The organism is Rhizomicrobium sp. (genome assembly GCF_056722145.1).
The window spans coordinates 38,698-59,036 of the sequence record NZ_JBWZET010000210.1 but is presented as its reverse complement, the minus strand read 5'-3'; the positions used below and the strand labels follow the sequence as shown (position 1 = coordinate 59,036).

Here is a 20,339-nt window from a genome sequence, read left to right as displayed (position 1 = left end):
TCGCCAGCCTTGTCCGCAGCGCACACGCACGCATGCGGGTCCTGTATATCGTCGTGCTTGCGGGGGCGGGGCTCAGCTACGGCCCATCTCCCGCGATACCGCATCGGGGCACTCCTTGGCGCATAACTACGGCGAGGAATGTATAGAACAAATCACGAACTTTCAAGCCGGGTGCGGCAATCGTGGCACTGATACGACCGAGAGGCACTCGCAAGCCTGGGCGCAAAACCAAATCGGTGTGAAGGTCCGACTTGCGCCATTTCTTGCCATTCCGCTTCAACTCATTAACGATGCGCAGGAGCATCCAGGTCGGCGAAAGCTGGTCCTTTGGCCGTTGGGGAAAACCATGAGAGCCGCACTGTTCGGAGCGCTGCTTTTAGCTGCGCATTCTGCGTTGGGCGCGAGTTTTGATTGCTCCAAAGCCACGACGCCACGCGAGAGATTAATTTGCGCAGATCGGAGCCTGTCAGAAGACGATACTAGACTGGGGCAACTTTACACCGCTGCCCAACGACGACTTTCGGTACCCGGACAAGCGTCGCTCGTCGCGGATCAACGGGCTTGGCTGCGTTTTCTCGCGCAGGCTTGTTTAATCGGAAAGGAACCGAACAAGAATGATCGCGAGCAGGCCGTGCACTGTTTGGGCAGTGCTTATTCGGATCGCATCCACGACCTGGAGCAGACAGCGTTGCAGGTCGGTCCGTTCCTATTCACCGTGTCCGCCCAGTACCATGCGCTTGTCCCCGAACCTCTTGACGACAGCGATAATACCGGAAACGCAGGCCGCGGAATCGGCACGCGCGAGGTTCGTTTCCCAAGGATAGACGGCCCCGTTACGCCGGTGACGATGCGCTGGAACACGATGAATGTGCGCAGGGAGAACACAGAGGGGGACTGCGAAGGCCCCGGTGACGAGTACCAGACCTCCAAGATCGGCTTCGCTAGCAGCCGCATCATCAGCGTGGAGTGGACATCTTGGTTTTATTGTCATGGCACGCCGCACGGACACGGTGGGACGCGGACTGAAACTCTTGTGTTGTTGCCGGAACCGCACGCCTTGAAGGCCGAAGATATTTTCCGTACCGACCGTCCATGGCAGAGCAGGCTTAACGCGCTTGTCACTGAGTCCGTGCGGAGGGCTTTCGTTGAGGATTTTAAGAGAGAGCCGAAAGACCTGGATCAAAACACCATCGCTGGCGCGGTGTCCGATCCTCGCCGGTGGACCGTGAGCGCGGACGGCCTGCGCGTAGGGTTCGATAGTTACGAACTGGGCCAGGGATATCCGTTCGCGCCCACGGTGACGATTTCCTGGTCTGAATTAAAGGATGTGATTGTTGGCGATCCACTTGCGCCCTGACCGATCCGGTCAAGCTTAGAATGGCAAGTTCTGGCGCATCGCGGACAATTCGCGGAGAGGGTTTTCTGCGAGAGAATCTCAGCGCTTGGTTTGCGTAGACGTGACCGCCGCGGCGGATCGGATGGCATCCCCATGCTCTGCCGTGCCGGTGCGAGCGGCAATCATCGGAGGCATGACAGACGGCGCGGCGCCGATGCGCTATACTCGGCCGGGTGATCCGGGGGCTTTGCCATGCGCCTCACCGCTTTGTTTGCACGCACCAGCGATGACACTGTCGACGACGTGATCGCAATCGCCGCTTGGGGCTGGTTCGCGGTCGCGCTGCTGCAAATCGTGATGCTGGCATTCACCGCTGTGAACGGCAGACTGGCCGGCGGCGATGCGGTCGATCCGATGGTGTCGGCGATGGGCGGCTGGTTCCTTCTGAAGACCAAAAGCCGCGCGGTGGCGTGGGCGCTGCTCGTTTACGGCGTGGTCACGGCGACGGTGTGTGCCGGCAGGATTTTCGGCGTCGTCAGCTATGGCGTGCCGCTGGCGACCTCGGCGGTGGCGCTCTATGCCGGCTGGCGCGGCGTCGCCGGAACCCATTTCTGGCAGAAGCGGGCCTGCGCCATCACCGATTGGCGCCATGTCGCCTTTGCCATGGCGGCGGCACTCCTCATCACGCTGGTGTCGCTCGTCGTCGTGCTCGCCGCCACCGCAGACCACCTTGGCCGCGGTCGCGATTTCCTGGTCAGCGCCGCGCTGTTCCTGGTGCCGGTCGCGGTCGTCATCGTGCTCACGCGGCGGCGCGCCTTCGCCCGCAACGATCCGGCCTGTCCGTGGCCGCCCAACGATTTGTAGGCGCGCGGCGTCCGCTGCAGCAGACAGCAAGCCGCCCTTTGTTGGCATTGCGTCCTATCCGATCGCCGGATTCCACTTTGCCGAGAGGCGCTCCCGCATTTGGTGCGTTAATTCCGCGCCACCTTGTCCCGGCGTGTCAGCAATGATCGGGCGACGACAAATGGCGACACTTCGCGAGATTTGTAAAACAAGCTTTTCCGCGTGGCTCGATACCATCGGGATATGGACCACTCCATCTCCGAAACCCTCGGCCCGGCGGCGCTGGACGCGATCTTCGTATCGCCGCACATCGATGGGGTGTTCGAAGGTGAATTGCTGGAAACAGCACAAGAACTCGGTCGTCGCCGTCCGCTGGTGCTGCTGGCATTCGCCCCCCGAACAGCCGGCACTTTTCTGCGGACGGCGGCGATCGAGGCCCTCGGCGGCCAACTGATGCGCTTCACCCACGCCGAAGGCGGCCGTGACGCGACGCTCTATATTCCCTGGCTGCTCGCCTATTTCCGCGGCGCCCTGACCGCCGACGTCGCCGTCACTCACATGCATATGCCGGCCGCCACCGCCAATCGCCACCTGCTCGATGCCTTCGGCCTGCATCCCTGCGTCATGCGCCGTTCGATCCCCGACAGTTTGCAGAGCCTGCTCGCGATGATCGAAGACGACCCCGCCATGCCGATCGGCTTTTCGTTCCAGCTGCCGCCCAATTTTGCCGACAGCGATGCGACGCGGCGCGCCGACATGCTGATCGACCTGATGGGACCGTGGTACGCCCAATATTATGCCAGCTGGAAAGCGTACTCCGACGCGGCGCCCGGACGCGTGCTGTTCACCGACTATGCCGACTTCTGCAGCGAGCCGGCCGACGTGCTCGAACAGATCCTGGCGCATGCCCGCGCTCCCCAGCCGTTCGACCGCTGCCAGGGCGCCATCGACGCCGTCTGGCGGGTGCGCGAACAATTCCGCTGCAACCGCAGCCGCGCCAGTCACAAAGCGGCCCCGTTCACGCCGGCCCAGCGCCAACGGCTGGCGCGATTGGTGTCCTATTACCCCAACCTCGACGCTTGGCGCGATCTGCTGACGCCTACCGACTGAACAGCCCGAGCGGATTGCGCGCCCGCGCAGGAACGACCGGCCACCGCAGCGGTGTTGCCGCCGCGGCTGACATTTCCGGCAACTGCGGCATAATGGGCACCCTCGACCGAGGCGCCAGACCGCTCAGACACGGGATGGTCGCAAATCCCTGCCCAAAAGCGTGTATCGTCAGGCTCGACTCGGTGAATGCCATGGAAAACGACAGCCCCGAATTCGACGCCCCGCGCGGAACCATTCCGCACCAGCCCTCGCCCGACGCCGTGTTCCTGCGCCGCGCCCTGATCGCCGCCTTCGTCGTCGGCATGATGCTGGTGGTGTGGCAGGTGTCGCAGGTCCTGATCCTGACCTTCGGCGGCATCGTGGTGGCGGTGGCGCTGCGCAACATGGCCGGACCGTGGGGCCGGTTCCTGCGCATCTCCGACCGCATGGCGCTGCTGCACACCGTCCTCAACATCACCGCGGTCGCCATCGCCTTCTTCTATCTGTTCGGGGCCATGGCGGCGCACCAGTTCGCCGCCCTCGCCGACCGCCTGCCGCAGACCCTCGCCACCGCCCAGGACTGGCTCAACGAGACCCTGCTCGGACGGCAGATCCTCGGCGCGCTGAAGTCGGGCGGCGACCCGACCGAGCGGCTGATGGCGGCGCTGCCGTGGGCCGGCGGCATCCTCGGCGGCTTGGGCGAAGCGCTTCTGATGATCGTCGTCGGCATCTATTTCGCCGCCGATCCGCAGCTTTACGTCAACGGCGTGATGCGCCTGGTGCCGCCGCGCAAGCGCATGCGCCTGCATCAGGTACTCGCGGCTGTCGGCGAGGCGCTGAAGAACTGGCTGTTCGGCATGACGCTCGACATGCTGCTGCTCGGCGTCATGACCTTCATCGGGCTGTGGGCGATCGGCGTGCCGCTGCCGTTCGCGCTGGCGGTGCTGTCGGGCGCCGCCGTGTTCGTGCCCTATATCGGCCCGGCGATCGCCACCATTCCCGGCCTGTTGCTGGCGTTCAGCGTCAAGCCGATCCTGGCGGTATGGGCGGCGATCGTCTATCTCGTGGCGCTGACCATCGAAGCCTATGTCAGCCAGCCGCTGCTGCAGCGCTGGGCGGTGTCGCTGCCGGCGATCTTCAATCTTCTGGCCATCCTCGTCTTCGCGCCCTTGTTCGGCCTCTGGGGCGCCATCCTGGCGACGCCGCTGTCGGTCGCGGTGTGGGTGCTGGTGCAGAAATTCTACATCGAAGACGTGCTCGACGACCGCAAGCGGTAACCCCCTCGCGAAGGCTCGGCACCTCCCCCGCTTTCTTGCGAACACTCGCGCAAAGATCGCACCCCGCGGGGGAGGAAAGCATTTACTGCACGATCGGCAGGGTCAGGATGTGGCCGAAGGTTTCCACCGCCTTGACGATCTCCGGCCGCTTGCCGAGCGCGATCCAGCGCCCCCGCATCAACGTGCCCCACGGCTCGGCGGCGCCCCTGGCCGCCAGCTTTGTGATGTGCAGGGCATCGCGAATGCTGTCGCGTTTCTGCTTGTCGCCAAGGTATTTCAGCGCCACCGTCGCCGCTTCATCCTCGTGGCCGGCGCACAGGAGCATCTGCACCGCAGCGGTAGGCGCATCGTCGGCATGGGCGCGGGCGAACGCCAGCGTGGTGTCGAGATTGGCCGTGTCGCCGAGTTGGGCGTAAGCGCAGGCGCGTGCCTCCTCCGCCGCCATCACGCCATAAGGACTGGCGTGTTTGGGATCGAAATTGGCCAGCACCTTCACCGCTTCGGCGGGCCGGCCGAGATTGTCGAACATGTCGGCGAGATTGATCGTCTGGCTGACATTGAAGCCGTCCTCGCCGATGTGCGAACCGGCCTCCATCGCCACCACCGCCTCGTCGGCGCGGCCGAGCGCCATCAGCACATGGGCGCGCTGATTGTAGACCCAGTTGAGCTGGTCGCCGGCGTCGGCGAATTTCGTGCCCGCCTTGACCTTGGCCAGGGTGTCGTCGAGCAGCGCCAGCGCTTCGTCCTGGCGGTCGAGCTGATACAGCGCCTCGGCAAGATAGATCAGCGGCTCGAGCTTGTCGGGTCTGGCGGCTACGCGCGCCTTGTACCGGCCCACCGACGCCGCATAGGCCTTGGCGATATCGAAGCGCGCCGGATCGGTGGCAACGACGGCATCGAACAGCTTGGTGGCGCGGACCGCGGTGATGGTGTCGGCCGTGGTGATGATCGCCAGCGCCTTGCGGGACGCGGCGGCGTCGCCCGCCTCAGCGTCGTAACGTGCAAGCCGCAGCCAGAAGCCATCCGCCTCTTCCGGCGCCTCAACTGTCGGGCGCCAGTTGGCGGCGAACAGCGCCTTCAGGATTCGGGCGTTGCGGGCGTCCCCCTCCGGCTTGCCCGCGGCATCGTTGAGCAGACGATAAATCGCGCTCAACTTGAGGTCGTGCAGCGCATCCGGCCAGGTCGTCGCCAGCTTTTCCAGCGTCGCGGCGGCATCCTCATGATCATTGCCGCTATAGGACGCCAGCAAGCGCATGTACCAGTCGCCCCGCTCGGCCAGCGGCATCGCCGTCACCTGCCGCGAAACCCGCATCGCGGTTGGATAATCCTCGGTGTCATAGGCGCAGGCCGCCAGGATGCGCTGAGCGATATACTGTTGGCGGTCGCCGAGCTGGCTGAACGCGGCCGCATCGACCGCCTCGCGCATCGCTTTGATCGCACCCGGGCAGTCGTTGGCCTGGGCCCGCTCGATCCCGCGCTGCAATAAGGCAAATTCGTCGTCGGCAGTGCCCGCAGTGCTGGCAAAGGCCGCACCCGACAGCAAAACCAGCGCCAAAACCGTAAAACCTGCCCGCACCATCCCCGCCCCCGACATTTGGCCGGCCCAGAATGCGCTCCCTGGGGTGCGCCCGAAAGTACCAGTTTGGAGACGAGACGCCGCGGCCGTTGCCTTTGCGCCCTCCTTCCGCTACAAGCCAGCCCTTCGCGGCCGCGGGCACTTTGGGCTTCCGCGCGTTTTGCTGTACTATCAAGGACTTACCGATATGCGCGAAATTCAGGAACTCACCGTCTCGCCGCGCCTGGGAACGGGCAAGGGCCCGTCCTTCCAGACCCGCCAGAAAGGCCTCGTGCCGGCGGTCGTCTATGGCGGCAATGAAGAGCCCGAAAACGTCGCGGTTGACGCCCACACCCTGGCGCTCACCGTCGAAAAAGGCGCCTTCCTGACGACGCTGCTCCGCCTCAAGGAAGGCGACAAGCTCACCCGCGTGATCCCGCGCGACCTGCAGCTCGATCCGGTCAGCGATCGCCCGGTCCACGTCGATTTTCTGCGTCTTCCCGAAGGCGCCACCATCCGCATCGCCGTCCCGGTCCGCTTCCACGGCCAGGAAAAGTCGCCCGGCCTCAAGCGCGGCGGCGTGCTGAACGTCGTCAGCCACACCCTCGAGCTGGTCTGCCCGGCCGAGAGCATCCCGGAATACATCGAGTGCGACGTGTCCGAGATGGACATCCGTGACTCGCTGCACGTCAGCCACGTCAGCCTGCCGGAAGGTGCGCGCACCGTGATCCGCGGCAAGGACATCACCCTGGCCTCGATCGTCGCCCCGACGCATGTGATCGAAGAAGCCCGTGCCGCCGCCGCGGCGGCCTCTGCTGCCGCCTCCGCTCCCGCCGCCGAAGCCGCTCCGGCGGCAGGTGCCGCTCCGGCCGCGGGCGCTGCCCCGGCAGCCGGTGCCAAGGCTCCCGCTGCTGGCGGCAAGGCCCCGGCCGCTGCCAAGGCGCCGGAAAAGAAGTAAGTGTAGTCTGTTCTCGCGGGCGCGGCGCACCGCAAGGTGGCGCCGCGCTTTTCGTTTCAGGATCATCGATCGATGGCGGATGCCCCGCTTCTCATCGCCGGGCTTGGCAATCCGGGTTCGCAATACGCCCGCAACCGCCACAATGTCGGCTTCATGGCCGTCGATACGATGCATCAGAGCTACGATTTCGGCCCCTGGCGGTCGAAATTCCAGGGCCTGATCGCCGAAGGCAAACTCGGCCGCCGCAAGACCTTCCTCTTGAAGCCGCAGACCTACATGAACGAGTCCGGCGCCGCCGTCGGTGCGGCGATGCGGTTCCTCAAGCTGCTGCCGTCGGCGGTGGTCGTCATCCATGACGAAATCGATCTCGCCGCCGGCAAGCTGAAGGCCAAGACCGGTGGCGGCGATGCCGGCCACAACGGCCTGCGCTCCATCACCGCCACGCTGGGGCCCGATTACCACCGCGTCCGCATCGGCGTCGGTCATCCCGGCGGCCAGAGCAAAGTCGTCGGCCATGTGCTGGCCAATTTCGCCAAGGCCGACGAAGACTGGCTGGTGCCGATGCTGGGCGCCATCGCCGAGGCGGCGCCCCATTTCGCCAGCCAGGACATGATCGGGTTCATGAATCAGGTCGCCCTGATCCTGAAGCCGCAAGACCACAAACCATCCAAACCGAAGCCGGAGTCTGCCTGATGGGTTTCAAATGCGGCATCGTCGGATTGCCCAATGTCGGCAAGTCGACTCTTTTCAACGCCCTGACGCAGACCGCCGCGGCCCAGGCCGCCAATTATCCCTTCTGCACCATCGAGCCCAATGTCGGCGATGTGGCGGTGCCCGATCCGCGGCTTGATACGCTGGCCAAGATCGCCAGTTCCGCGCAGATCGTGCCGACCCGCATCACCTTCGTCGATATCGCCGGCCTGGTGCGCGGCGCCTCCAAGGGCGAAGGCCTCGGCAACCAGTTCCTCGCCAACATCCGCGAAGTCGACGCCATCGTGCATGTGCTGCGCTGCTTCGAGGACGGCGATATCACCCACGTCGAAAACCGCATCGATCCGGTCAGCGACGCCGACACGGTCGAAACCGAATTGATGCTGGCCGATCTCGAAAGCCTGGAAAAGCGCCTCAAGCCGCTCGAGAAGAAGGCCCATTCCGGCGAAAAGGAAGCCAAGGAACAGGTCGCGCTGATGACGAAGGCGGTCGAGCTCTTGCGCGACGGCAAGCCCGCCCGCAATGCCGAACTGACGCCGGAACAGAAGGAACCCTTCCGCCAGCTCCAGCTTCTTACCGGCAAGCCGGTGCTTTATGCCTGCAATGTCGACGAGGGTTCAGCGGCGACCGGCAACACATTCACCGCCGCGGTCGAAGAAATGGCCAAGCGCCAGGGCGCCGGGGTGATCGTGATCTCGGCCAAGATCGAAGAGGAAGTCGCCCAGCTGGCGAACGAAGAGCGCGTGGAATTCTTAAGCGCGCTCGGCCTCGAAGAACCGGGTCTCAACCGCCTGATCCGCGCCGGCTACGATCTGTTGGGGTTGATTACATTCTTCACCGCGGGGCCGAAGGAGGCACGGGCCTGGACGGTGGTGAGGGGAGCGCGCGCGCCACAAGGGGCCGGCGTCATCCACACCGACTTCGAAGCCGGATTCATCCGTGCCGAGACGATTGCCTATCAGGATTATGTCGCGAACAACGGCGAAGCCGGCGCCCGCGAGGCCGGTAAATTCCGCCTTGAAGGCAAGGACTACGTCGTGGCGGACGGCGACGTGATGCATTTCCGCTTCAACATCTGACGGCCGCGATCCGGCCCAAAACCCGCCCCAATCGCAGCGCCAAACTTCTCCAGTCCAAACTCTGGGGAGGGTGCGATGGTTCGCAAGATTGGACCTGTTGCGATCGCAGCGTTGCTGCTGATCGGATGCGGCAGGCAGGACGACCAAAAGGACGTCCGGCTGGCGATGGCGAATTCCAACAAAGCTGTGCCGGCCTTATACGCCCCGCCGCCGCCCTTCGTACCGCCGCCGGACATTGCCATTCAGACCGACGCGCCAAACAGTTTGTTCAGCCAAACTCATGCGCTAACCGTCGCGATGGCGCGGGCGGCGGTGGCGAGCCGTTATGAGGCGGTGCGCACGGCCTGCCTCAAAGACAAGGCCTTGAAATGCGTTCTGACCTCGGCCGCGCTCACCAGCGGCCCGCAATATAGCGCCTCGCTTTCTCTCGCCCTGCCGCACGAGGCGGTCGCGGCCCTGGAAAAGCGACTGATGGCACCTCTGAGCGCCGACGGCGGCGAAAAGCCCGAGATCACGGCGCAGTCGAGCGCGATGGAAAACGAAACCCGGCGCGCTGCCGATGTCGAACGTCAGCTTGCCCAGGCAATTTCGTACCGCGACAAGCTGGAAGAATTGTCCAAACGGGCAAACCTCTCGGTCGAAGAGGTGTTGAAGCTGCACGAGGCGCTCGCCCAGGCGCAAGCCGCCGTCGAGAACGCAACCGCTGCCAAACGCGCGACCGAAGCCGACGTCCGTCTTGAGAAGATGGACATCACGCTTGAGGAGAAGGAAGTGCCGCCCGAGACTTCGGCATTCGCGGGCTTCTGGCCTAATGCGGGCAGCAGTTTCACGCAGTCGCTTGCCGACATGCTGCTGTGGATATTCAAGGCCCTGCCGTGGCTGCCGATCCTCGTTGCCGGACTGTGGCTGGTGCGCTGGCTGTGGTCGAAACGGCGGCGGTCAGTGTAATCGCTGTGCGTCCACTGTTGTTGATACGACTGGCAATTTGGGGTGGGGGCCCACTTCCCCGGGCGTTGGCGGCGACGCGGCGTCCGGGGAAAAGTCAGCCGGCCGGGGGAACTTGTTTGCAATCCAAACATGCGGCCGGCTGACGAGCGCCCGATTGACGCCGCCCTGAACCTCGCCGACAGTGCACCGTGGACCCCGGCGGAGCGCGGCATGGGCAAAGGCAATATAATCACGATGACGATGGCGGACGGCGCCAGCGTCGGCGTCTATCACAGCGAACCGTACGGCGTCAGGCGCGGCGGACTGGTGCTGATCCAGGAAATTTTCGGCCTCACTGAGCACATCAAGGACACCGCCGATTCCTTCTGCAGCGAGGGCTATGAGGTGCTGGCGCCGTCGCTGTTCGACCGCGAGGAGCCCGGCTTCATCGCGCCCGCCGACGCCATGGAGAAAGGTGTCGAGCTTGCCTACAAGCGCCATCCCTTCGCGGCCTCGGTTGCCGATACGAAAACCTGCGCCCATGCCTTGAAAGCCAAGGGCCTCGTCTATGCCGTCGGCTATTGCTATGGCGGCTCGGTGGCGTGGGCGCTGGCCTGCCGCTCCGAGGAATTGGCGGCGGTCTCCAGCTATTACGGCAAGATGGCGCCGGACATGGCCGACGACGTGCCGAACTGCCCGGTGATCTGCCACTTCGGCAAGCGCGACGCCTCCATTCCGCTCGACCGCGTCGAACAGTTGCGGCTCAAGCGGCCGGAAGCGGAAATCTATCTCTACGACGCCGGCCACGGCTTCAACTCGTCACGGCCGACCCATCACGATCCCGAAGCCGCCCGGCTGGCCCGCGACCGCACCCTGGATTTCTTCCGCGCCCACGGAGCGTGATCTAAGGCATCCAGATGCGGCGCTTGATGGTTTCGGTGGCGGCGTAATGGCCGAATGCCATGCGCTCGCGCGGCAGCGGAGGCAAGGAGGCGGCATCGGCCGGCCAGAGCGGATAAAGCGTGGTCACACGGACCTCGACCTTGCCCTTCGGCGCTTTGACCTGCCAGGAAAAGCCATCGCGGCCCGGCACATAATAGCGGAACGCGTGCGCTTGCCCCGGCTTTATGGCGCCAAGCGCGACGCCTTCAAAAGTTGACGCGGCAAAACCGGATTCACTCGTCACCGTCACCAGCAGCGAGAAGGCACCGGGGCGCGGCTGCACCACGAGGCGAAGATTGCCGGCTTCGCTGAGCAACACGACATCGCTGTCGGGCACGTTGGCGGCACCGGCCGGGCTCCACCACACGGCGCGCTCGCCGCTCCATGGCAGCGACGAATGGTTCGTCTCGCCGAACGTGGCGCCGAGATAGGAGACGCGATAGGCTTTGTTGCTGTCGAGATCCTCGACGTAGTGCACCTCGGCCGGCGTCGGGCGTTCGGGCGTCGGTCCGGCGTAGCGGCCACAGGCGAACAGCACGACGCCCAGCGCGGCGATGGTCAGCGGCACCCACCGCGACGGCTGTTTCTCGGGCAGCAGCAACAGCACCGGAAGACCGGTGAGGAGCGGCAGCACCAGCACGGCCGGCAGATCGACCCCGACCGCGGTGAACAGCGCGATGGCGGTCGCCAGCGTCATCGCCAGCGACACCAGCGCCAGCACTGCGCAAATCATCGGCGCGGCGAATTTGCGGCGGCTGAGACCGAAACGGACGACGGCGATCGCGCCGGCGATCAAGGCCGGCCACACCAGCGCAAACGCCGCTTCGGGCACCAGGAATTGCGCCGCGGTGCCGAGGATCAACAACAGCAACACCAGCACCTGCCAGACCGCGGCGGGACGATCGCGCGAGATTAGCCGCACCATCGCCAACGCCGATCCGAGCGCCAGCGCGCCCGCACCGGCCAGGAGAAAATCGAAATGGGCGAGGCGCAGGAAATGGTCCGTGTCGCCCCACGCCATCCCGGCACCGACCAGCACCGCCGCCGGCACTACGAGTGCCGACAGGGCCGCCGCCGCGCCCCGGCCCCATGCCGTCGGACCAGCGGCACGGATGCCGATGACGGCGAGCACCGCCGCGATGGCAAGCACGATCCAGCCGAACCACAAGGGATACTGGATCAGGAAAAAGCCGAGCACGTCGGAGAAGACGGCATCGGCCTTCTGCTGCGGCAGGCGCCCGATGAAAGCACGGGCGGCGGCGAGCGACTGATCGCCCATGTGCTGCACGCTGCCGAGCGCGAGATGCGCCGGGGTCGCCAGCGGCGAATGATAGGCCGCCTCGTCGCCGATGAAGGCGAAGTTGAGCGCCGGCAGGCCCTTTTCGAGTGCGACGGAGAGATCGGTGCCGTTCGGCATGTTTTTGTAGATGGCGCGCGACAGCGAATTGGCGGCGGGCCGGCGAACGTTGGCATAGAGCGCGATCGCATCGGCATTGTTGGGGCCGGTCTCGAACATGTTGGCGAGGCCGCCGTCGCCGCGGGTCTCGAAATTGATCACGGCGCCGACGTGGCGCGCGAGCGGATCGTGATGAAAGAAGGCGACGGCGCCCATCAGGCCGAGCTCTTCACCGTCGGTGACGAGGAAAATCACGTCGCGCTCCGGCACGCCGCCGGTCTTCAAGGCGCGGGCGATTTCGAGCGCGGTCGCCACCCCGGCGGTGTCGTCGGCGGCGCCGGGCGAATCCGGCACGGTATCGTAATGGCTCATGATCAAGACGGCGGGCTGCGACCGGCCCTTGCCGGGCAGCGTGCCGATGATGTTGGCGACCGGGGCCGAAATCGTCAGACCACGGAATTGTTGGGTGGAACGCTCGGACTGCAGCCGCGGCGCCAGCCCGAGTTCGTTCATGCGGCGAACGATATAGTCCCGCACCCGCGCATGTTCGGCACTGCCGACCGGATGCGGTTTTTGCGCGATGGCACGGATATCGGTGAAGGCGCGCGCCGCGGAAAATTCGGTCGCAGGCGCGGTGACGGGTTCGGGCGCCGGCGGCTGCGACCGCCACACCGCCAAGATGAGCGCCAGAATGAGAACAATGTAGCCGTTACGCATGCCGCTCCCCCCAGTTGGTGGAAGGCTAGCACCGGTCGCGATACGCGCAAAACCCTCAGCGGTCCGGGAACAGGCTTTTCAAGCCCGCTTCGGTGGCGTCGCAGACGCCGCGTTCGGTGATGAAGGCGGTCACGAGGCGCGCCGGCGTCACGTCGAAGGCGGGGTTGGCGGCGGGCGAGCCGGGGGCGGCGATCTCCACGGTGGCAAGGCTGCCTTCGGCCAGCCGTCCAGTCATCTTGAGAAGCTCGTCCGAAGAACGCTCTTCGATCGGGATGTCGGCACCCTGGGCGAGGCTCATGTCGAGGGTGGGCGACGGCAGCGCGACGTAGAACGGCACGCCGTTGTCCTTGGCCGCCAGCGCCTTCAGATACGTGCCGATCTTGTTGGCGACGTCGCCGTTGCGGGTGACGCGATCGGTGCCGACGATGCAGAGATCGACCTTACCGTGCTGCATGTAATGACCACCGGCATTGTCGGCGATGATGGTGTGCGGTACGCCGTGGGCGCCGAGCTCGTAGGCGGTCAGCGAAGCGCCCTGGTTGCGCGGCCGGGTTTCGTCGACCCAGACATGGATGTCCATGCCTTCGTTGTAGGCCATGTAGATCGGCGCCAGGGCCGTGCCCCAATCGACGGTCGCCAGCCAGCCGGCGTTACAATGGGTCAGCACATTGAGCGTGCCGGTCTTCTTGGCGGCGGCTTCGCGGAAGATCTGAAGACCGTTCTCGCCGATGGCGCGGCAAACCTCCACGTCTTCGTCGCAGATCGCGGCCGCTTCCGCCCAGGCTTCGGCAAAGCGCTCGCCATGGGTTTTCGCATGCAACACATCGTGCATCCGCTTCAGCGCCCACCTGAGATTGACGGCGGTCGGGCGGGTCGAGCCCAGAAGATCGAGCGCGGCAATCAGCGCTTTCGACGACGGGTCTTTCTTCATCGCGAACGCCACGCCGTAAGCGGCCGTGGCGCCGATCAAGGGCGCCCCGCGCACCGTCATATTGCGGATCGCTTCGGCGCAGTCCTCGGCCGTCCTCAGCACCACGGTGTCGAAGCGATGCGGCAGCTTGATCTGGTCGATCACTTCCACGGATTCGTCGGGGCGGGTCCAGATGGTGCGGTAAGGGCGGCCGTGAATTTTCATTGGGCGGCAACGCCCCCAGGGAAGGCGGCGACCAGGGCGTCGATGTCGTCCGGGTCGTTCTTGAGGGTGATCTGCAGTTCCTTGGTCTTCACCGGCGCATAGATGACCGGAAGAAAGATCAGGCGACCATTGAAGAGGAAGGCAACGCGCTCGCCTTCCTTGTCGGCGGACAGATCGTACAGCCGCTGCGAGGCGGCATCGGAAATCTCCATGACGGCCTTGGGCAGCACCGGATAGCGCTGCACCTTCACCACGCCCGAGGCGTCGAGCAGGGTGTCCTTGCCGAGGCAGACTTCCTCGTTGCCGCCGACCAGCGCAAAGGTCGGGTCGCCGGGCTGACACGGCACCACCAACCGCACCTCCAGCTTGGCCGGCGGCGTCGCCGCCATCGCCGCCCCCGCGAAAGCAACCGCCATCCCCAGCAGCATCGCGCGCATCGTCATGTCCTCATACCAGTTGCGCCGGCCAAGTCGCCTGCATCGAGGGATATTGCGCAAATTTTTCGTACCAGTCTCGCAAATTCGGACGGGCATCGCGCCAGGACAGCTCCGGAATGCGGAAATCGAGGTAGCCGATGGCGCAGGCGACCGCGATCTCGCCAATGGTAACCTTATCGGTGAAGCGGGTCCGCTCCAGCACGTCCAGCCCGAAGGTCACCGCATTCATGTGCTTGGCGATCACCGCCGCGCTCTGCAATTCGGCCGGCCTCAGCCGCTCGTAATTGCGCGCCACCGCCGCGTCGCAGATGCCGTCGCCGAGTGCCTGCAGGGTCAGGGCCCGCCAATGGCCGGAATTCTCCCTGAGCAGCGCCCGGCCGGGGAAGAACCGGCCGCCGCCGGTTTCGTTGAGGTATTCGCAGATCACCCGGGAATCGAAGATGGTCGAACCATCCGCCAGCGCCAGGACCGGAATCTTGCCGAGCGGATTGATGGCGCGGAAGCCATCGCCGAGGCCTTCGCGCGGCACGTCCACTTCCTCGACCACGGTGGTGAGGTTCAATTCGCGCACGATGATCCGCGCCTTGCGCGCAAACGGCGAGGCGGGATTAGTGTAGAGCTTCATGGTGCTGCTCCAAAAAAACGAAGGGTCTCGTCCAACCCCCTGGTGTCATCCCCGGCTGAGCAAGCGAAGCGCAGCGAGGGGAAGGGGACCCAGGTCTCTCCACCTGGATAACTCGGCGCCATCTTGACGAAGAGCTTCTTGCCAGATGACCGAAACCGCCTTGCCGGCAAACCCTGGGTCCCCTCCCCGTCTTAAGCGCTTTCGCGCTACGTCGGGTCGGCCGGGGATGACAGAGGTTCACTCGCCTTCGAACGCCACCAGCGTGGTTACGTCCTTGCCCAGCGCGCGGATTTTGTCGGCGCCGCCGAGATCGGGAAGATCGACCAGGAACAGGCAGCCGACCACCTTGGCCCCGGCGCGCTCCAAGAGCTTGATCGCGGCAAACGCGGTGCCGCCGGTGGCGATGAGATCGTCCACCACCACGACATGGTCGCCGGGCTTGACCGCGTCGACGTGAATCTCGACCTGATCCTTGCCGTATTCGAGATCATATTCCTCGGACAGCGTCTTCCACGGCAGCTTGCCCTTCTTGCGGACGGGCACGAAGCCGGTGGAAAGCTGATGCGCCACCGCCCCGCCGAGAATGAAGCCGCGCGCCTCGATCCCGGCGATGCGATCGATGTTCACGCCGGCATAGGGCTGGACCAGGGCATCGACCGCGGCGCGGAAGGCACGCGGGTTGCCGAACAGGGTCGTCACATCGCGGAACTGGATTCCCTTCTTGGGATAATCCGGAATCGTGCGGATGTAAGGCTTGAAATCCATTCCCGAGGCTCCCGAAAGCTACGCCCCCGGGGCACCCCCGTTGGCGACCTTCTATTGCACATTTTCTGCCGCGGCGCACACCTCGATCAGGGGCCGGACCGCAGCGCAGCAGAACGCCGCAGCGCTATTTCTTCAGCACCCGTCCGGCGACCGCGTCGAGCTTGGCCATCAAGGCCGGATCGCGCTTGTCGGGCGCCGTCATGATGGCGACGTCGAGCACGGTTTCCACGCCGATCGGCGAGGGCTTGCGCTCGGGCCCGAGGCGCTCGGCGACCGCGGTGACGAGCCGGCGCGCATTGGAGGCGTTCTGCATCAGCACCTTGATCACTGCATCCACCGTGACGTGTTCGTGGTCGGGATGCCAGCAGTCGTAATCGGTGACCATCGCCACCAGGGCGTAGGGAATTTCCGCTTCCCGCGCCAGCTTGGCTTCCGGCGCCGCCGTCATGCCGATCACCGAACAGCCCCACTGGCGGTAAAGGTGGGACTCGGCCAGGGTCGAGAATTGCGGCCCCTCGATGCAGATGTAGCTGCCGCCGCGGGCGTGGCGGATGTTCTCGGCCGTGGCGGCCTCTTCCAGCGCCGTCGCCAGCGCCGGGCAGACCGGGTGGGCCATCGGCACATGGGCGACGAGGCCAGGACCGAAGAAGCTCTTTTCCCGGGCAAAGGTGCGGTCGATGAACTGATCGACGAACACGAAGGTGCCGGGCGCCAGGTCTTCCTTGAGCGAGCCGCAGGCCGAGACCGAAATGATGTCGGTGACGCCGGCCCGCTTCATCGCATCGATGTTGGCGCGGTAATTGATTGTCGACGGCGTCTGGACATGGCCGCGGCCGTGGCGGGGCAGAAACACCATGTCGACGCCGGCATAGCGGCCGAACAACAGCTCGTCGGAAGGCTGGCCGAACGGGCTGACAACCCGGTGCCATTCCGCCCACTCCAGGCCTTCGATGTCGTAAACGCCGCTGCCGCCGATGATTCCGAGAACGCGCTTGGCCATGGGTATCCCTCTTTTCGGGGCGCCTTTTAGCACGCGGCGGGCGCCGGGCAAGCCGATGGACCCTGAGCCGGCAGGCTGGTACCAATAGGTGGGGCTCATCGGGGGGATACGATGCGTTCGAATGCCGCTTTTGCCGCCATACTGGCCACGGTTGCCGGCTGCACCGACGCTCCCGGGCCCCTGACGAGCCGCTTCGAGCCCGCCGAGGTCGCGTGGTTTGCCGCCCGCGGCACCAACACCATCACCGGCAGCGCCATCCTGCGCACCGCGCGCGGCACCGTGAAAACCTGCGCCGCTTTGCCAGTGACGCTGTTCCCAGTCTCGATCTATGCGCGCGAACGGATGCGGGCGCTTTACGGGTCCGAGGAGGACGGCTTCAATCCCTATCTCGGCGGCCGCCCGGCCGACTTCGGCGGCGACGATCCGCGCTATTTCACCACCGCCCGGACAACGCGCTGCGACGCCAAAGGGCGCTTTTCCTTCACCGAACTGCCCGACGGCGCGTATTATGTCGTCACCACCATCACCTGGCGCGACGGCAAATTCCGCCTCGAGTCCGGCGGCTCGCTGATGCTGCAGGTGCATGTTCAGACCGGCGAAAGCCGCGACATTCTGCTGGCTCATTAGAGGAATCCCATGCTCCGCTACGCCCTCCTGTTCTCGGCAGCGCTTACCGTCGCCGTGGCCGCCGAGCCGTTGGCGCCAACCCCGCCGATGGGATGGAATTCGTGGGACGCCTATGGCTTCACCATTACCGAAGCCGATTTCAAGGCCAACGTCGCGGTGTTGGCGACGATGAAAACGCTGGGCTGGACCACCGCGGTGATCGACGAAGGCTGGTACATGGACAATCCCGCCGGCGCCAAGCTGGCCGACCGGCGTTACCAGCTCGATGCCCATGGATTGCTCATCCCGTCGCTGGCACGCTTTCCCTCGGCTGCGGGCCAGGCCGGCCTGAAACCGCTTGGCGACTGGGTGCACGCGCAAGGCCTGAAATTCGGCGTCCATGTGGTGCGCGGCATTCCGAAGGCGGCGGTGGAGGCCGATTTGCCGATCGCGGGTTCTCGCTTTCGTGCCAGCGAGGCGGCCGATCGCGGCGATCTCTGCCCCTGGGACGACGGCAATTACGGCGTCGCTGATAACGCCGCCGGACAGGCCTATTACGATTCCATGGTCAAGCAGTACGCCGACTGGGGCGTCGATTACATCAAGGTCGACTGCATTTCCGACCATCCCTACAAGCCGACCGAAATCCGCCAGGTGCACGACGCGATTGTGCACAGCGGCCGCGACATCGTCCTTAGCCTGTCGCCGGGGCCGACCGCCATCACCCACGCCGAAGAGGTCGGGCGCTTGGCGCAGCTGTGGCGCATCGCCGACGATTCCTGGGATGGTTGGGACTTCGCGCCCAACGCCTGGCCGAACGGTCTTCTCACCGGCTTCAGGAAACTGGCCGAGTGGCATGCTTATGCCAAGCCCGGTGCCTGGCCCGATGCCGACATGCTGCCGTTCGGTTCTCTGACACCGCATCCCGGCTGGGGCGAACCGCGTCCATCGCGCCTGACGGCCGACGAAACCCGCACCTGGTTCACGCTGTGGGCGATCGCCCGCTCGCCGCTGATCCTCGGCGCCAATCTGACCAAGATGGATGACTCGCTGAAGATCCTCATCACCAACAAGGATTTGATCGCGGTCAATCAGACGGCGTGGGAGAGCTATCCCGTCGACGGGCTGAAACAGGCGGATGCGCGCGTCTGGGTGGCGCTGACCGGCAGCCGTGCCAACCCCGTCGCCACCGTCGCCGCGTTCAATCTTTCCGACAAGCCGATGACGGTGTCGGCAACGTGGAAGGAACTGGGACTGAAGGGCGCCGCACTGAAGGACCTTTTCACCGACGAGAAGAAGGCGGCACCGCACGGCATCAACGCCACCCTGCCGGCGCACGGCAGCATGATTTGGCGGGTGGAGTAAGCGGGCTACGCCGGCGCCAGCTTGATCGCGAGGATGCGGTCGACGCGGAACATGCGGTCTTCGTCGCGCAGGGTGCAATAGGCCCGCATGCCGATGAATTTCTTGTCGCGATAGATCTCGGCCCCGACCGATAGCGGGCGCACGATGCGCTTGGACTTGGTGTCGTTGGCCTTCAGGTAGACGATTTCGAGCAGGCGCTTGTCGCGGATGGCCGTTTTGATCAGCGCCACCTTCTCGTCGCACGGCAGGGCGGCCTCGGCTTTGCGATATTGATGGCCGGTGAGGTACGAATAAATCCGCCAATCGGCGCGGATGCTGCCTTTGGTGATCGGACGCTGCAGCGCGATGCCCTCGAACGAGGTGCAGCGGCTCAAGGCGACATAGGTCTGGCCGGCCGCAAACGCGCCGCGGTCGAGATCGATTGTGACGCTGTCGAAGGTTTTGCCCTGGCTCTTGTGGATCGTGATCGCCCAGGCCAGCCGGAACGGCAGTTGGGTGAAGGTTCCGACCGGCTCCGACACCAGCACCCCGCCTTCAACCCGGAAACGGTACACACTCCAGGCGTAAGGCGTGACGTCGACGGTGTCGTCGCTGTCGCGCAGGCGGACGCGCACGACCATCTCACCGTCGTCGTCCGATTTCACCGCCTTGATGACGCCGATGCTGCCGTTCACCCAGCGCCGCTCGCTGTCGTTGTTGAGCATCATCACCTGGGCGCCGACCTTGAAGGCAAGCTCGGTGGCGGTCGGATAATACTCCTCGGTGAATTCGCCTTCGACGACCGCTTGGGCGCGATATAGCTTGCCTTTGACGGCCGCGAGGCGGGCCGTGTTGATTTCGTCCGCCCGCTTGTTGGTCGCCGTCAGATGGATGGCAAGCGCATCCGTCGATCCCGAGCCGACCCGGCCGTTGAGCAGATCAAGGTCGGTCTCGTCGATGGAATTGTTCCTGATCCGGTTCAGCAACGCGATGAAATGCGCGTCTTTCTGGCGGTAGACCTTTTCCAGCTCGATGATTTCCAGCGCCATGTCGGCGATTGCCGGCGCACTGAAGAAAAACGGCGTCTGGTAGACCGTGCTGAAAACCTCGCGCTCGCGCGACGTGACGACGGGCGGCAGCTGGTAAAGATCGCCGACGAAGATCATCTGGACGCCGCCGAAACGCTTGCCCGGCTCTGGTCCATACATCCGCAGGAACACGTCGACGCAATCGAGCAGGTCGGCGCGGACCATCGAGACTTCGTCGATGATGATCGTGCGCAGCGACTTGTAGAGCTTGGGGGTACGCGGCTTGACCTTCTTGGCGCGGATTTTCTCCGGCGTAACGTCGACATAGAAATTGAAGAAGCTATGGATCGTCTGGCCCTTGACGTTGAGGGCCGCAACCCCGGTCGGCGCCAGCACGACGGTGCGCTTCTCGGTGGTCTGGCAGAAGTGCGCCAGCAGCGTCGACTTGCCGGTACCCGCCTTGCCGGTGATGAAGACGCTGCGGTCGGTGTGCTCCATCACGTCAAGAGCACGGCGGAATTCGTCGTTGATCTCGAGGCCGGACATGACGCCCCTTCATTGCTTAAGGC

The 20,339-nt window shown here is 64.9% G+C and carries 19 protein-coding genes; 11 read left to right on the top strand and 8 right to left on the bottom strand.

Going from position 1 to position 20,339, the window contains the following annotated elements; translation table 11 throughout:
* The first annotated feature begins 115 nt into the window (after positions 1-115).
* The 4 genes from AC1P6P_RS11530 to AC1P6P_RS11515 all read left to right on the top strand — a co-directional run bounded on the left by AC1P6P_RS11530 (position 116) and on the right by AC1P6P_RS11515 (position 4,545).
* Positions 116-1,357: a lysozyme inhibitor LprI family protein gene (locus AC1P6P_RS11530; RefSeq protein WP_481402586.1), complete on the top strand. Its 1,242-nt coding sequence runs from the start codon at positions 116-118 to the stop codon at positions 1,355-1,357.
* Between the two features lie 231 nt (positions 1,358-1,588).
* The gene (locus tag AC1P6P_RS11525; RefSeq protein ID WP_481402585.1) at positions 1,589-2,200 is read left to right on the top strand and encodes a hypothetical protein; all 612 of its coding nucleotides are present in this window, start codon (positions 1,589-1,591) and stop codon (positions 2,198-2,200) included.
* A 222-nt stretch (positions 2,201-2,422) separates the two neighbouring features.
* Complete coding sequence (locus AC1P6P_RS11520) at positions 2,423-3,289, top strand: hypothetical protein (protein WP_481402584.1); 867 nt, start codon at positions 2,423-2,425, stop codon at positions 3,287-3,289.
* 191 nt (positions 3,290-3,480) lie between these two features.
* Positions 3,481-4,545 (top strand): AI-2E family transporter, encoded by a 1,065-nt coding sequence (locus AC1P6P_RS11515; RefSeq protein WP_481402583.1) that lies wholly within the window; start codon positions 3,481-3,483, stop codon positions 4,543-4,545.
* Positions 4,546-4,627: 82 nt separating this feature from the next.
* Here AC1P6P_RS11515 and AC1P6P_RS11510 read toward each other — a convergent pair whose 3' ends face one another.
* Positions 4,628-6,124 (bottom strand): tetratricopeptide repeat protein, encoded by a 1,497-nt coding sequence (locus AC1P6P_RS11510; protein ID WP_481402582.1) that lies wholly within the window; start codon positions 6,122-6,124, stop codon positions 4,628-4,630.
* Between the two features lie 184 nt (positions 6,125-6,308).
* On the opposite strand from AC1P6P_RS11510, the gene AC1P6P_RS11505 reads away from it, so the two are divergent.
* From AC1P6P_RS11505 to AC1P6P_RS11485, 5 genes are all read left to right on the top strand, one after another.
* Positions 6,309-7,058: a 50S ribosomal protein L25/general stress protein Ctc gene (locus AC1P6P_RS11505; protein WP_481402581.1), complete on the top strand. Its 750-nt coding sequence runs from the start codon at positions 6,309-6,311 to the stop codon at positions 7,056-7,058.
* A 72-nt stretch (positions 7,059-7,130) separates the two neighbouring features.
* A complete protein-coding gene (gene pth, locus AC1P6P_RS11500) occupies positions 7,131-7,751 on the top strand; it encodes an aminoacyl-tRNA hydrolase (protein WP_481402580.1) in 621 nt (206 codons plus the stop codon).
* Complete coding sequence (gene ychF, locus AC1P6P_RS11495; protein ID WP_481402579.1) at positions 7,751-8,848, top strand: redox-regulated ATPase YchF; 1,098 nt, start codon at positions 7,751-7,753, stop codon at positions 8,846-8,848. Before pth ends, ychF begins: the two co-directional genes overlap by 1 nt.
* A gap of 75 nt (positions 8,849-8,923) precedes the next feature.
* Entirely contained in the window at positions 8,924-9,796 is an 873-nt protein-coding gene (locus tag AC1P6P_RS11490; protein WP_481402578.1) for a DUF4349 domain-containing protein, read from the top strand.
* A 129-nt stretch (positions 9,797-9,925) separates the two neighbouring features.
* Positions 9,926-10,678 (top strand): dienelactone hydrolase family protein, encoded by a 753-nt coding sequence (locus AC1P6P_RS11485; protein WP_481402577.1) that lies wholly within the window; start codon positions 9,926-9,928, stop codon positions 10,676-10,678.
* A gap of 1 nt (position 10,679) precedes the next feature.
* Here AC1P6P_RS11485 and AC1P6P_RS11480 read toward each other — a convergent pair whose 3' ends face one another.
* The 6 genes from AC1P6P_RS11480 to AC1P6P_RS11455 form a co-directional block, all read right to left on the bottom strand.
* The gene (locus AC1P6P_RS11480) at positions 10,680-12,830 is read right to left on the bottom strand and encodes a M20/M25/M40 family metallo-hydrolase (protein ID WP_481402576.1); all 2,151 of its coding nucleotides are present in this window, start codon (positions 12,828-12,830) and stop codon (positions 10,680-10,682) included.
* A gap of 55 nt (positions 12,831-12,885) precedes the next feature.
* Positions 12,886-13,965: an S-methyl-5-thioribose-1-phosphate isomerase gene (gene mtnA, locus AC1P6P_RS11475; RefSeq protein WP_481402575.1), complete on the bottom strand. Its 1,080-nt coding sequence runs from the start codon at positions 13,963-13,965 to the stop codon at positions 12,886-12,888.
* The gene (locus AC1P6P_RS11470) at positions 13,962-14,402 is read right to left on the bottom strand and encodes a hypothetical protein (RefSeq protein WP_481402574.1); all 441 of its coding nucleotides are present in this window, start codon (positions 14,400-14,402) and stop codon (positions 13,962-13,964) included. Before AC1P6P_RS11470 ends, mtnA begins: the two co-directional genes overlap by 4 nt.
* A 10-nt stretch (positions 14,403-14,412) precedes the next feature.
* Positions 14,413-15,027 (bottom strand): glutathione S-transferase family protein, encoded by a 615-nt coding sequence (locus AC1P6P_RS11465; RefSeq protein WP_481402573.1) that lies wholly within the window; start codon positions 15,025-15,027, stop codon positions 14,413-14,415.
* Positions 15,028-15,264: 237 nt separating this feature from the next.
* Positions 15,265-15,792 (bottom strand): adenine phosphoribosyltransferase, encoded by a 528-nt coding sequence (locus AC1P6P_RS11460; protein WP_481402572.1) that lies wholly within the window; start codon positions 15,790-15,792, stop codon positions 15,265-15,267.
* A 124-nt stretch (positions 15,793-15,916) separates the two neighbouring features.
* The gene (locus AC1P6P_RS11455) at positions 15,917-16,792 is read right to left on the bottom strand and encodes an S-methyl-5'-thioadenosine phosphorylase (RefSeq protein ID WP_481402571.1); all 876 of its coding nucleotides are present in this window, start codon (positions 16,790-16,792) and stop codon (positions 15,917-15,919) included.
* Positions 16,793-16,903: 111 nt separating this feature from the next.
* Between AC1P6P_RS11455 and AC1P6P_RS11450 the strand changes: the two genes are divergently transcribed.
* A complete protein-coding gene (locus AC1P6P_RS11450; RefSeq protein ID WP_481402570.1) occupies positions 16,904-17,419 on the top strand; it encodes a hypothetical protein in 516 nt (171 codons plus the stop codon).
* Between the two features lie 9 nt (positions 17,420-17,428).
* Positions 17,429-18,763, top strand: coding sequence for a glycoside hydrolase family 27 protein (locus tag AC1P6P_RS11445; RefSeq protein WP_481402569.1), 1,335 nt, complete (start codon positions 17,429-17,431; stop codon positions 18,761-18,763).
* A 5-nt stretch (positions 18,764-18,768) separates the two neighbouring features.
* On the opposite strand, the gene AC1P6P_RS11440 is transcribed toward AC1P6P_RS11445, so the two are convergent.
* Positions 18,769-20,316, bottom strand: a complete 1,548-nt coding sequence (locus AC1P6P_RS11440; protein WP_481402568.1) for an ATP-dependent DNA helicase — start codon at positions 20,314-20,316, stop codon at positions 18,769-18,771.
* Positions 20,317-20,339 lie beyond the last annotated feature (23 nt).